Consider the following 12,669-nt stretch of genomic DNA (forward strand, 5'->3'; position numbering starts at 1 on the left):
AGGGATGGCGGGTGTTTGAACCGGAGAGGTACTCCAACTGTGAAGTTGCTTAAATTGACCCATCCATGAATTAAACCCATAAAAAAGCCGGGCCCCGCAAGGGACCCGGCCTGTATATCTTTACCTGCAGGTGCTTATTCTCTCAGGAAAGGATAATCAGACTGCACGTAGATGTCTTCAAAGGCTTCTTCGGGCTTCGGCCACGGCGATTCTTCCGCAAATTTCACGGCGTCGTCTACCTGCTTTTTCACCCGCTCGTCAATGGCATCCAGCTCTTCCTGGGTAGCAATCTTGTTGGTCAGGATCCGGTCTTTGATGAGCTCGATCGGGTCTCTGAGCTTCCATTCCGCTACTTCTTCTTTGGTACGGTATTTCTGCGGATCCGACATGGAGTGACCGCGGTAACGGTAGGTTTTAAATTCAAGGAAGGTAGGGCCTTCTCCTTTCCGGGCTCTTTCTGCTGCACGGGCAACCGCCTCGTGCACGATCTCCACATCCATGCCGTCTACTGCTTCTGAAGGAATATCGTACCCTTCTCCCAGGGTATACAGCTCTCTCACGTTCGAGGTACGGGCCACAGATGTACCCATGGCATACCCGTTGTTTTCCACTACAAATATGGTAGGGATCTTCCAGGTCATGGCCATATTCAGGGCTTCGTGGAATGCCCCCTGGCGGATGGCACCGTCACCGAAATAACAGATACACAGATTATCTGTGCCCCGGTATTTTTCGGCAAAGCCGATACCCGCTCCCAGTGGGATCTGCGCTCCCACGATACCGTGGCCGCCCATAAAGCCCACCTCTTTGTCAAAGATGTGCATCGAGCCGCCTTTTCCTTTGGTAGTACCGGTGGCTTTACCGTAAAGCTCCGCCATGATCTTACCGGGATCGGTGCCCAGCGCCAGCGGATGGCCGTGGTCGCGATAGGCGGTAATGTATTTATCTCCTTTTTTTAAGGCAGAAACCGAGCCGGAAGAACAGGCTTCCTGGCCGATATATAAATGGCAAAAACCCCTGATTTTCTGCTGGCCGTATAACTGACCCGCCTTTTCTTCAAACTTGCGCTGAAGTACCATGGAGTCGTACCAATATAAGTATTGTTCTTTGGAATATTTAACTTTTGCTGCTTCCTTGCTTTTTGCTGCCATAAAAGTAGTTCACTAAAATATTGAGGTACAAAAATAGCGATTCCCCTTATATTTCCATAAAATAAACCACATAGATTTTGACAGGGGCCGCTCTCCTGCCGGCACATCCCCTCTGCAGATTTGAACTTACCACTTTAAATCGCGAATTTTGCATACATGTACCTGCAAAACCTCCGCTTATACCATTTCAGAAATTACGAAGACCGCTTTTTTACCTTTTCAGCGGGCCTGAACTGCATTGTGGGGAAAAACGGAAGCGGGAAAACCAACCTCCTCGACGCCGTGTATTTCCTGGCTCTTTCCAAAAGCTCTATCCATGCCCAGGATCAGCTGAGCATCCGGTTCGGTGAAGATTTCTGCGTGGTAGAAGGCGCTTTCAGCACCGACCGCGACGAGGTAGTGGCCTGCCACCTGCAGCGGCAGGGCAGGAAAACGGTCACTGCAGATAAAAAGGTTTATGAGAAGCTGTCTGACCACATCGGGAAATACCCGGTGGTGCTGATCGCCCCTAACGATACCGACCTGGTCCGCGACGGGGCCGAAACGCGCCGCAAGCTGTTTGACGGTATCCTGTCGCAGCTTTATCCCGACTACCTGCAGACCTACCTTCGCTACAACAAGGCCCTGGATCAGCGTAACGGCCTGCTTAAGCAGTTTGCCGAACAGCAGTTTTTTGATCCCGACCTGCTGAAAATTTACTCGGAACAGATCATTGCACTGGGGAAGAAAATCTTCGCGTCGAGAAGAGATTTTATACAAGGGTTTACTCCTCTTTTTAATACCCATTACGCCAGCCTGTCTGAAAACCGGGAAGAGGTAACCCTTACGTATGTTTCAGACCTGGAAGACGATGGTTTCGAACCACGTTTTTATGCCCATACGGAAAGAGACCTCGCCGCCCAGCGTACTACACTGGGCGTTCATAAAGACGACTACGAGTTCCTGATGAGCGGCATGCCCGTGAAGAAGTTCGGCTCCCAGGGACAACGCAAAAGTTATGTTATGGCCCTGAAGCTGGCCCAGTTCGACTGTATACACCGGGAAAAGGGTCTCAAGCCCATCCTGCTGCTGGACGATATTTTCGATAAGCTTGATGACCGCCGCATTGAACGCCTGATCGAAATGATCCATGCCGGCTCTTTCGGCCAGGTTTTTATTACCGACGCCCGCCCGGAAAGGACGGGGGAGATGTTGGGAGGGAATGTTAATTTTATAAGGTTGTAAAATTAGTGAACAACTAACAGTGAACAACTAACAGTGCATAAATAAGTGGATTTGGGCGAGGCCAGCTTTTCAGGATGAAGGCTGCAAGCCACGCCAACTGTTCACTGTTAGTTGTTCACTGTTCACTTAAATCAGCGCTCTGTCCAGATGCACATACCCCCCATCCACATGAATGAGCTGGCCGGTGGTATGGCTGGAACGTGATGAAAGCAGGAATACCGCCATGTCGGCTATTTCTTCTATGGTGGTCATGCGTTTCCCGAGAGGAATTTTACTTTCAATCGATTTCAGGGTACCTTCAGGATCGGGCAGGGTTTTTATCCATTTGTCGTAAAGCGGCGTGTAGCATTCGGCTACCACTATCCCGTTTACCCGGATACCGTATTTCAGCAATTCAACGGCCCACTCGCGGGTAAGGGCGTTGCGGGCGCCGTTGGCGGCAGCATAGCCGGAGGTATTGCCCTGGCCGGTTTCAGCCGTTTTAGAGGTAATGTTAAGAATAGGGCCCCTGGTTTGCTTCAGAGCAGGCAGGGCGTGATGAGCCAGCAGGTAATAATGGACCATGTTCTTGTGCAGCGATGCCATGAACGCTTCATAGTTACCCGATTCCAGTCCGACGCCGTCATTGGCACCGGCATTATTGACCAGCCCGTCAATGCGGCCGAACCGCTCCAGGGTAAGCCTGACGGCTTTTTCACATTCTCCGGGGTCTGACAGCTCAGCTTCTACCGTAAAGCCGAAACCACCGGCTGCTTCTATTTTACTCAGGGCCCATTCATTATCTGCCCGGTTTCGCCCGATAATTACCGGGAAGGCCCCTTCCAGGCTGAGCTGGTTAGCGATACCCTCTCCTATTCCCTTGGCCCCACCGGAAACCAGGATGACCTTTTCATTTAATTTTAAATTCATACGAATTGCTTCTTATCCAAACAAAAATAGAATAATTCCCTAACTTCGCAAGAAAATACCATGAAGAAAGCGGCTTTCCTGAGCATTTTATTTTTGAACATCGCCTGCGGAGACCAACGCCCGGGCGCAAAATGCCCCGATGCCGGCCCTTTTGTAATGACTTTAAAGAATGAGCCGGGGCGTATCGCACCCGACAGCACCGGGAAGAATTTTTACCTTTATTTCAGTACTGAAGGCAGCCTTACCTATACCATGCGGGCGGCTCCCTGCAACCTGGGCAAGGAGTTCCGGGCGGAGGTCAACGTTTTCTTTGACGGTGATTTTTACAAAACCCGTACAGGTTCTGCCGGCGATTATATCGTGTATATCCGGGACATGGATTACAGGTAAAAAAAAACAGCATTCAAAATGATGCTGTTTTTAAAAATCTATTCAACCTTAAATAAAAAACATATCCACAAAACTATGATTCTCTTCTGCTCTTCTTCTGCTTTCACTGAATCACAGTGCAAAACTAAGGCCATTTTTTAATAGCCTAAAGTATTCGTGCATACTATTTTTTGAAATTCCTGGAAAAGTACAATTTTATATAACTGATTACCAAAAACTTAACTACTTTCAGTTAAATGTTTATAAAATAATGCCATAAGGCACATTGTACGGCTCCTCCGCGGGCGTACCCGGGTAATAAGGGAGATACCTGATGGTTCTCCCTACGGGAGATTAAAAAAAACGCAGAGTCTCCCGCCGGGAAACTCTGCGTAGAAGCCTTATCCTGTAGCGATCAGGCCGCTTAGGCCGGGAATGATTTACTGATCTCCGTGAAGTCTCTTGACTTGAGAGAGGCACCGCCCACCAGTCCGCCGTCTACATCGGGCTGGCTGAAGAGCTCCTGTGCGTTGGCGGCACTTACGCTTCCGCCATAGAGGATAGAAATTTCTTCTGCTGTTTCACTGCCGTATTGACCGGCCAGGTGGTCTCTCAACACCTTGTGCATTTCCTGCGCCTGGGCAGAGGTAGCCGTTACGCCCGTACCGATTGCCCAGATGGGCTCATAGGCAATAACCACTTTTTTCAGGGTACCGGCATCCAGGTGAAAGAGGCTGTTGGTGATCTGTCCTTTTACAAAATCAAAATGAATTCCGGCTTCGCGTTGAGCCAGGGTTTCGCCGCAGCAGAAAATGGGTGTCAGGCCTTCTGCCAGGATAGCATCGGTTTTTTCTGCAATGAAGGCATCGCTTTCGCCGAAGTATTCCCTTCTTTCCGAATGCCCGATGATCACGTACTGTACCCCTACTGATTTCAGCATGGGCACAGATACCTCGCCGGTATAGGCACCGGATGCCTTGGGGTGGCAGTTCTGGGCGCCCAGGGCCACTTTCGGGGTATCGATCAGTTTGGAAAAGGTGCTCAGGTAAGGAAACGGCACACCCAGCACCACCTGTACGTTGGGGTGAGTGAGCTCATCTTTAACCATATTGACTACTTCTGATAAAAGGATCTGCCCTTCTTCAAAAGTCTTGTTCATTTTCCAGTTTCCGGCGGCGTATTTTTTTCTCATTCTTCTATTATTACCATGTTATGATATACATTCTGCACGTCATCGTCTTCTTCCAGCTTTTCCAGTAGCTTTTCGATGTCTGCAGCTTCTGCTTCGGTTAATTTTTTGGTATCGGTGGGTATCCGCTCAAAGTCGGCATGCAGCAGCTCATATCCTTTTTCTTCCAGGTATTTCTGCACGGCACCGTAGGCGGTAAACTCCCCGTAAATGTTGATCTGGTGGGTTTCTTCATCGAGGAAAACATCGTCTACCCCGAAATCAATCAGGTCAAGCTCCAGCTCTTCGAGGTCAATGCCACCGGTCTGTGCAATTTTAAAGACACATTTCCTTTCAAAGATGAAGTCGAGCATACCGTTGGTCCCCAGGCTGCCGCCCGTTTTGCTGAAATAGCTTCTTACGTTAGCTACGGTACGGTTGTTGTTATCGGTGGTACATTCTACCAGCACAGCCACGCCGTGCAGGCCGTAGCCTTCCAGTACGATCTCCTTGTAGTCTTCCTGGTCTTTGGAAGAAGCCCTTTTAATGGCATTGTCTACGTTGGTTTTCGGCATGTTGGCTGCCTTGGCGTTCTGGATCACGGCTCTGAGCCTTGAGTTGGTGGCCGGATCAGGGCCGCCCTGCTTCACAGCCATGACAATGTCTTTGCCTATACGGGTGAAGGTCTTTGCCATCGAGCTCCACCGTTTCATTTTTCGCGCTTTTCTGAATTCAAACGCCCTTCCCATATAAATTACATTATTTGAAGTCGCAAAACTAAGGATTTTCTAAAATAAATTGACAATGGACAGTTGACAATTGTCAATGACGAAGGCAATAAAACAAATAATCAATAATTAAGCGCCTTCCTTGCTTTAACTCATTGTCAATTGAGTCATTACTAACTAAGAAGCCTCCTGCTTTAACCCATTGTCAATTGTCCATTGTCAATTGTCAATTACAGCTTAATGCATTTCACCCCATAAGTCACTTTCCCGACCTTTACCCGCACCACGTAGGTACCGGGCGGTACTTTCAGGTTCAGGATAACATCGTGCTGTGCCGGGCGGTATTCTCCTTCCATGAGCTTTCCTACTTCTCTTCCGTCTGCCGTAACCAGGGTAACCACCACTTTGGCCTGGTAGTAGAGATTCATGCGGAGATACGCCCAGTCGTCTACCACCGGGTTAGGAAAAATCGTAAAACGGTCTTTTTCGAGGCTGGGCTTTTCTTTAACGATGGGTTGCCCGGTATCGGGGTCAATGATCACCGCAGGCGGATCAGGCGGCTTAGGCAACGTGGGGTCTTTTTTGGTATCTTTCAGGAAACCCGTTTCATTGATATAGCTCAGCTTCTCACCGAAGATGCCGGCTGCAAAGTCAGCTGATTTTCCGAACCAGGTGGTCACCAGCTCGAAATAAATGCTCCTGAAATCGGTGGCGTAGGAATGGTTGAAGCCGTCAAACAGGGGGAAATACCCGAAATAGTCTCCGATCACTTCTCCCCTCACCCCGGTTCCGAAGCTGAACATGATGCTGGATGTACCGTGGTCGGTTCCGGCACTCCCGTTTTCATACGGGCGCCGGCCGAACTCGGATGCGGTTATGCCCACCACTTTTTTATCATGGCCCAGCTGCTCGATATCCGACTGGAAGGAGCTGATGGCTTCCGAAAGCTCTTTCAGCAGCTTGGAGTGCGTTCCGTCAAGCCCGCCCTGGTTGGCATGGGTATCGTAACCGGTCTGCTCCACAAAGTATACCTTGGTTTTCAGTCCGCCGTCTATCAGCCGGGCCACCAGCTTCAGCTGCTGAGACAGGGGGACATTGGTATACGTTTCTTTATTTTTACCTGCGTCAAAAGCTTTCTTGATCACCTGTGAGTATTCCTGCACTTCTATGCCCACGTTATTGACGTAGTCAAATTCGCTTTTGTAATATTCACTGGCCTCAATGGCTATCCTGTTTCCTTCCACCAGCTGGCCCTGGAGGTACATATCGTCGGCACTTTCCAGCACAATCGATTTTTCACCGGTTTCACCCAGGAACATGAGCGAGGGCGTCTTTCCTACCTGGATACAGTAGGGGCTCTCCGGCTTGGACTCCCCGGAAAAGGTATCGAAATACCGGCCCAGCCACCCGGTAGGCAGGGGCTGCGACGTGCTTGACGGCACAATACCGCTTAACCAGATGTCGGTAGACCGGAAATGGGAAAAATCAGGGTTTTTATAACCCAGGCCGCTGAGCACGCCCAGCTTTCCTTCCTTGAAGAGGCCCAGCATGCCGCCTTTTACACCCTGCGAAAGGCCGGGGTGCATGGCCATTCCTTTGTCTTTGTTGATAGGGGTAACGGTGTTGCGGGGAATATGAAGGGTAGGACGAAACTGGTTGTAGTACATTTCCCATTCGTAGGGCGTGATTGTGTTCATACCGTCGTTTCCTCCGAAGAGCTGCACCACCACCACAATATTATCGTTCTCATTCTGGAAGGCTGCCGGCTGAAAAACACTGAGATCCATCCGGTCCAGTTTCAGGGTAGACACCACGCCTAAGCCCATTGTAGAGTTTCGTATAAAGCTTCTTCTTCTCATATCTTCTACACTTATGAAAGGTAAAACTCCGGTGCTTTTATGACATTTTCCATCAGCTTTTTCACGCGCTGCCCGGCAGCATTCTTATCGCCCCGTACCGAGTTCCATTCGGCCGGGGTGGCTGCCAGCAGGGCCGAATATCCCTTGAAGCGCTCAGCGCTGACCGTTCTTCCGAAAAAGGTATCGATGATGCGTGAAATGAGCTTGTCGGGATCGCCTGAATTATCTATGCCATCGGCCCAGTTGGCAAAGTCGGTATTGGAGTTAAAGCTGAATATTTCATGAATATAAAATACAGTAGTGGGCAGGCTTTTGGTAGAAACCCAGCTGCGGTAGCCTTTCCAGCCGCTCACGTTAGGCGGGTTAAAGAGCTCCAGGCCCAGCTCAGCCATGACGTTCCGGGCATACCGGTCTACGTACTTAAAGTGGCTGACCATGCTGACAATGGTTTCTGCCGGCGACTTGAGCTGGATACCGATATTTTTTTCATCAAAGAAGTGCTTACTCTTCAGCAGGGTTTTCAGCACCGGTGCAAACTCAAATTTGGCGGCGATCAGCCGGGAGGCCAGGTCATTAATGAGGGCCTCATCTGTTTTACCGGGATTGGCGTATACAAAATACCGGTAAAATTTACGCATGATGAATTTCGCCGCCACGTCGCCCTTTTTGGTGAGGATCACGTTGATCAGCTTTTTTACCGAATTGTTATAAACGTTTTCCTGGGTTATGGTGTAATTAACGTTGAAGGTCTCTTCAAAGAAGCGCTTGGAGTTCTTGTCGAAGTCGTTCGGGTTAAGGTACCCGCGGTTAGGGGTAGCGCTTTCATCGGCAAAGTATTTCACCTTCCAGCCTGTCAGGATCTTCGCCGCTTCCTTAATATCGCTTTCCGTATAATTGCCTACGCCCAGCGAGTACAGCTCCAGTAATTCGCGGGCAAAATTTTCATTGGGAGCTTCACTGACGTTTTCATTCCCGTTCAGGTACACCAGCATGGCGCCGTCTACGGTAATTTTTTCAAGGAGGGTAAAGAAGCTGCCGGTAAAGTTTTTGCGGAACATATCGTTTTGCAGGTACATCGGGATCACCGGGATGTTCACGCAGTTGGCATACTGGGTGGTAAGATGCCCGTGCCAGAAAAGCACCAGCTTTTCCAGGATACTCTCCCTGTCGTTTTTCATCTGGCTCACCCACCAGCCCCCGAGCTCCCAGTTGTAGTCTCCGTTATGCAGCGACAGCTTACGGTTTTCTTCGTCTTTCCGGCTTCCGGAAAGGTTATCCGGGTTGTAAATGGTTTCGTTAACAAACGAGGGCGGAGCCGGGCTGGTACGCGCCTGCGCATTGCTAAAGAGGGTATCTACCACCTCGCCCGCTGTTTTTCCTGCATATTTATCAATAACTGCCGGTGATACGGCAAATGTACACCGCTGAAGCAGGTGCCGCACTTCTGCCCGGGTAAGGGGTGCGGTATGCTCCTCCAAACCTGCCTGTACTTCACCGCGCTCGGTCAACCCTCCCAAAAAACTATCCAGAAAACCTCTTCTTGATACTACAGACATCACATACACATTTAAGGTTATCAACACAAAATAGTAGAATTTTATTAAGAAAGCCAAGCACCTCCGGGGAATGTTAATGCTTTTTTAAGATCAGCAGGCAAAGAACCCGCACCCGGGCCGGTTGCAGGCAACGGCAGCATAGCGCCGGGGGTTTTCTCCCGGAACAGGGGGATTGCAAAGGAAATACAACAAACGTAAAATTATATTTTGTATTTTATTAAAAGAGTAAAACTATTGTTTAATTGGGAAATTTTTTTTAGTATTGTGATAAGTTCTAACTAAATAACAAAAATACCAAGTGCACCACTGCTTTTACTTTTTGTATCCCGGGATGATCCGGGGCATGGGTATGCCCTGATCCCAGTAATGACCTTTCCCGCATAGCAAAAGAAAGGTTCTGCTCTGCCAATTGCCGGTAACGGTAAACTGTCTGTCATTTTTTAGCTGCTCCGTATGCCTTAAGGCAATACGCCTGAAATGTTTGTGTAAGTATATGTCCGTACTTGTATGAATTAATTGATTACTAAACTAAATACAAACCTTATGAAGAAAAATTTATTCCTGCTTTCAGCCTTCCTGCTTTTCGGTTTAAGTGCTGCCTATGCCCAGTCAAAAACGGTATCGGGCCAGGTATTGTCTGCCGAAGACGGAAGCAGCCTGCCGGGCGTTTCCATTGTGATCAAGGGAACCTCCCGCGGAACCCAGACCGACGGAGACGGCATGTTCAGGCTCGAAAACGTTTCCGCCAGCGAAACCCTTGTCTTTTCGTTCATCGGATTCCTCAACAAAGAAATAGCGGTAGGGAACCAGTCGGTGATCAACGTGTCACTGGAGAACTCGGGCACACAGCTGGAAGAGCTGGTGGTGACCGGGTTCGGTATTGAAAGAGACCGGAAGCAGCTGGGCTACGGAACCACCACTCTCAAGGCCGAGCAGCTGACCACCGCCAAAGTGATGAACGTTTCTAACGCCCTTGCAGGAAAAGTGCCCGGGGTGATGGTTACCGGAACCGGCGGTGCCTTTACCGGGTCAGGGATCATTATCCGTGGATATACCACGTTTACGGGCAGCAACCAGCCTTTGTATGTAATTGACGGGATGCCCGTAGACAACGGCGGCGGCGGAACGCCTCTCCAGAACGGGCCCTCGCTGTCTAACCGTATCGGCGACCTGAACCCGGAAGACATTGAGAACATGACCGTGCTGAAAGGTGCTGCCGCTACCGCCCTGTACGGTTCACGGGCGGCGTCAGGCGTTATCCTGATCACCACCAAAAAAGCAAACCGGCGCTCTAAAAATGCAATAACGCTGACCTCCAATGTTTCATTCGGGAATGTAAACCGCCTGCCGGAGTACCAGAACCAGTACGCGCAGGGCTCTAACGGTAACTTCATACCAGGCAGCATCACCGCAAGCAATATGGGTATGGGAAGCGGCTCATTTACCTCGTGGGGGCCTGAAATAAAAGGCCAGACCGTTACCAACTTTTTTGGCGACCAGGAAACGCTGAAGGCGTACCCCAATAACGTAAGCGATCTGTTCCGTACAGCCACCAACCTGCAAAACACGATCAGCTTTTCAGGAGGCTCGGAGAAAACCGATTACCGCGTGTCGTACGGAAACACCCGGGAGCAGTATGTACTGGACAACAACGACCTGCAGCGGCATAACCTTTCCGTAAATGCCAGCTCCAACATTACCACCAAGCTGCGGGTAGGAACGTCTTTCTCGTATGTCAACAACAAATCAAGAAGAACCCAGCAGGGGAACCAGCTCTCTAACCCCCTTTTCCGGGCGTACTTTACGCCCCGTTCGTATGACCTGACCAACCTGCCTTTTGAAAACGCAGTAGGTGAGCAATTGTGGTACGGTGGTGAAGATAACCCGTACTGGTCTATCAAGCACGTAACGTTTAACGATGAGATCAACCGGGTTTTCGGAAACATCAATGCCCGCTATGACTTCACCAGCTGGCTATTTGCCGACCTGAAAGTAGGTACCGACTTCTTCCTGCGGGAGGCCAAAGGCTTTGACGAGATCGGTATACGCGGCGGCGGTAACACCAGTGCCCAGGGCGTGGGCGGTGTGCTGGACAACAAGTCGATGTCGAGAAACCTGAACTCGTACTTTACCCTTACCGGCAACAAAACGTTCGGCGATTTTGCCCTGACCGCCACATTGGGTAGCGAAACGGTGGAGAATTTTTCGCGGTTCGGAAATATGACAGGCAGGAGCCTGCTGGTGAGAGGGTTTAACAACATCAAAAATACACTGACCTATGTACCGAGCTACGGTTCGTCGAAATCCAGGATCGTTGGTGTTTTTGCCGACTTTATCATTGATTACAAGTCGTATTTAAGCCTCAACATCAAGGCCCGTAACGACTGGGCCTCCACCCTGTCAAAAGGTAACCGGTCTATTTTCTACCCGGCAGCCGCCCTCAGCTTTGTGCTGACCGAGGCCGTGCCTTCATTAAAAGAAAACAAGGTGATTGACCTGATAAAAATCAGGACCAACATCGGCGAGGTAGGAAAAGGCGCCGGCGTATATGCCACCGATTCGTACTATGTGCAGTCGAACCCCGGCGACGGCTTCGGCCCTTCCATTGTGTTTCCGTTTAACGGATCACTGGGATACAACCTGAGCAATACAGCCGGTAACCCGAACATCCGGCCGGAGTTTACCCGTGAAATGGAGCTGGGCCTGGAGCTGGGCTTCTTTAAAAACCGGCTGCATTTCGAAGGGTCGTTATACCAGCGGAAAACACGTGACGTGATTCTGAGCGTACCTTCATCGGCCGTTTCGGGCGTAACCTCGTACGTAGCCAATGCCGGTAAGCTCACCACCAACGGGGTGGAATTTATGGTCAGCGGGACCCCGGTGCTTACGAATACCTTCAAGTGGGATATCGGGCTTAACTTTACCAAATTCCGCTCCATGGTAGATGAGCTGGCTCCCGGAGTGGAAAACATCTTCCTGGGCGGATTTACCGATCCGCACATCCGCCTGGTGGCCGGAGACCAGTACGGGCAGATCTACGGACAGGACTACGCCCGCGACGGCCAGGGCAGAATGCTCATCAACCCGAACACCGGCCTGCCTTTGCCTTCCGGTGTTGTAACCAAAATCGGGAATCCCAATCCCGATTACCTGATGGGCATCACCAATGCGTTCAACTACAAGGGCGTTAACCTGAGCTTCCTGATCGACATCCGCAAGGGCGGTATGCAATACTCCCGGAACATTGCCGACATTCAGCGAAACGGTGTGGCCATTGAAACAGCCGAGTACCCGCGGTTTAACGCCGACGGAAGCGTTGCCAAGCCTTATCTTTTGAAGGGGTATATGCTTCGGGCGAAAAAGCCGGTCAGCCGAATACCACCTACGTATCGGCAGAACAATATTGGGGAAATGCCGGGAAGCACACTGCCGGGGTGGGTTTCCTGTACGATACTTCGTGGCTAAGACTCCGCGAGGCGGCCCTGTCGTACGCCCTGCCGAAGTCAGTAACCGACAAGAGCCCGTTCGGGAATGTGGAGATCGGCGTATTCGGAAGAAACCTGTTTCTGCGCGCCCCGAATTATCCACACTTTGATCCGGAGCAAAACGCTCTGGGTATTTCCAATGCGCAGGGCCTTGAATTTAACTCGCTGCCTGCTACCCGTACCTATGGCTTCAATTTAAAATTAACGCTCTAAAAGTTAC

10 protein-coding genes are annotated in these 12,669 nt (G+C 50.3%); 4 read left to right on the forward strand and 6 right to left on the reverse strand.

Features of this window, described 5'->3' with window-relative positions; genetic code table 11:
* Nucleotides 1–134 precede the first annotated feature (134 nt).
* Nucleotides 135–1,151 (reverse strand): pyruvate dehydrogenase (acetyl-transferring) E1 component subunit alpha, encoded by a 1,017-nt coding sequence (gene pdhA, locus AB2U10_RS14885; protein WP_367915633.1) that lies wholly within the window; start codon nt 1,149–1,151, stop codon nt 135–137.
* A gap of 156 nt (nt 1,152–1,307) precedes the next feature.
* On the opposite strand from pdhA, the gene recF reads away from it, so the two are divergent.
* Nucleotides 1,308–2,375, forward strand: coding sequence for a DNA replication/repair protein RecF (gene recF / locus AB2U10_RS14890; RefSeq protein WP_367915634.1), 1,068 nt, complete (start codon nt 1,308–1,310; stop codon nt 2,373–2,375).
* Nucleotides 2,376–2,501: 126 nt separating this feature from the next.
* On the opposite strand, the gene AB2U10_RS14895 is transcribed toward recF, so the two are convergent.
* Complete coding sequence (locus AB2U10_RS14895) at nt 2,502–3,284, reverse strand: L-fucose dehydrogenase (RefSeq protein ID WP_367915635.1); 783 nt, start codon at nt 3,282–3,284, stop codon at nt 2,502–2,504.
* A 60-nt stretch (nt 3,285–3,344) separates the two neighbouring features.
* Here AB2U10_RS14895 and AB2U10_RS14900 point away from each other — a divergent pair, with 60 nt between their 5' ends.
* On the forward strand, nt 3,345–3,674 hold the full coding sequence (locus AB2U10_RS14900; protein WP_367915636.1) for a hypothetical protein: 330 nt from the start codon (nt 3,345–3,347) through the stop codon (nt 3,672–3,674).
* Between the two features lie 403 nt (nt 3,675–4,077).
* Here the strand turns inward: AB2U10_RS14900 and tpiA are convergent, their stop codons facing one another.
* From tpiA to AB2U10_RS14920, 4 genes are all read right to left on the reverse strand, one after another.
* Complete coding sequence (gene tpiA, locus AB2U10_RS14905; RefSeq protein WP_367915637.1) at nt 4,078–4,845, reverse strand: triose-phosphate isomerase; 768 nt, start codon at nt 4,843–4,845, stop codon at nt 4,078–4,080.
* On the reverse strand, nt 4,842–5,570 hold the full coding sequence (locus AB2U10_RS14910; protein ID WP_367915638.1) for a YebC/PmpR family DNA-binding transcriptional regulator: 729 nt from the start codon (nt 5,568–5,570) through the stop codon (nt 4,842–4,844). Before AB2U10_RS14910 ends, tpiA begins: the two co-directional genes overlap by 4 nt.
* Nucleotides 5,571–5,779: 209 nt before the next feature.
* The gene (locus AB2U10_RS14915; RefSeq protein ID WP_367915639.1) at nt 5,780–7,408 is read right to left on the reverse strand and encodes a DUF1501 domain-containing protein; all 1,629 of its coding nucleotides are present in this window, start codon (nt 7,406–7,408) and stop codon (nt 5,780–5,782) included.
* A gap of 11 nt (nt 7,409–7,419) precedes the next feature.
* Nucleotides 7,420–8,964, reverse strand: coding sequence for a DUF1800 domain-containing protein (locus tag AB2U10_RS14920; protein ID WP_367915640.1), 1,545 nt, complete (start codon nt 8,962–8,964; stop codon nt 7,420–7,422).
* Nucleotides 8,965–9,507: 543 nt separating this feature from the next.
* On the opposite strand from AB2U10_RS14920, the gene AB2U10_RS14925 reads away from it, so the two are divergent.
* Nucleotides 9,508–12,429, forward strand: a complete 2,922-nt coding sequence (locus tag AB2U10_RS14925; protein ID WP_367915641.1) for a SusC/RagA family TonB-linked outer membrane protein — start codon at nt 9,508–9,510, stop codon at nt 12,427–12,429.
* The gene (locus tag AB2U10_RS14930) at nt 12,399–12,662 is read left to right on the forward strand and encodes a hypothetical protein (protein WP_367915642.1); all 264 of its coding nucleotides are present in this window, start codon (nt 12,399–12,401) and stop codon (nt 12,660–12,662) included. Before AB2U10_RS14925 ends, AB2U10_RS14930 begins: the two co-directional genes overlap by 31 nt.
* The last annotated feature ends 7 nt before the right edge of the window (nt 12,663–12,669 follow it).

Origin of the sequence: Leadbetterella sp. DM7, assembly GCF_040829825.2 — a bacterium.
Lineage (GTDB): Bacteria > Bacteroidota > Bacteroidia > Cytophagales > Spirosomataceae > Leadbetterella.

Excerpts from the sequence above, each read along its gene's own strand:
- AB2U10_RS14925 (WP_367915641.1), top strand. The coding sequence starts at position 9,508 with ATGAAGAAAAATTTATTCCTGCTTTCAGCCTTCCTGCTTTTCGGTTTA.
- tpiA (WP_367915637.1), bottom strand. The coding sequence starts at position 4,845 with ATGAGAAAAAAATACGCCGCCGGAAACTGGAAAATGAACAAGACTTTT.
- AB2U10_RS14920 (WP_367915640.1), bottom strand. The coding sequence starts at position 8,964 with ATGTCTGTAGTATCAAGAAGAGGTTTTCTGGATAGTTTTTTGGGAGGG.
- AB2U10_RS14915 (WP_367915639.1), bottom strand. The coding sequence starts at position 7,408 with ATGAGAAGAAGAAGCTTTATACGAAACTCTACAATGGGCTTAGGCGTG.
- AB2U10_RS14900 (WP_367915636.1), top strand. The coding sequence starts at position 3,345 with ATGAAGAAAGCGGCTTTCCTGAGCATTTTATTTTTGAACATCGCCTGC.
- AB2U10_RS14910 (WP_367915638.1), bottom strand. The coding sequence starts at position 5,570 with ATGGGAAGGGCGTTTGAATTCAGAAAAGCGCGAAAAATGAAACGGTGG.
- recF (WP_367915634.1), top strand. The coding sequence starts at position 1,308 with ATGTACCTGCAAAACCTCCGCTTATACCATTTCAGAAATTACGAAGAC.
- AB2U10_RS14895 (WP_367915635.1), bottom strand. The coding sequence starts at position 3,284 with ATGAATTTAAAATTAAATGAAAAGGTCATCCTGGTTTCCGGTGGGGCC.
- pdhA (WP_367915633.1), bottom strand. The coding sequence starts at position 1,151 with ATGGCAGCAAAAAGCAAGGAAGCAGCAAAAGTTAAATATTCCAAAGAA.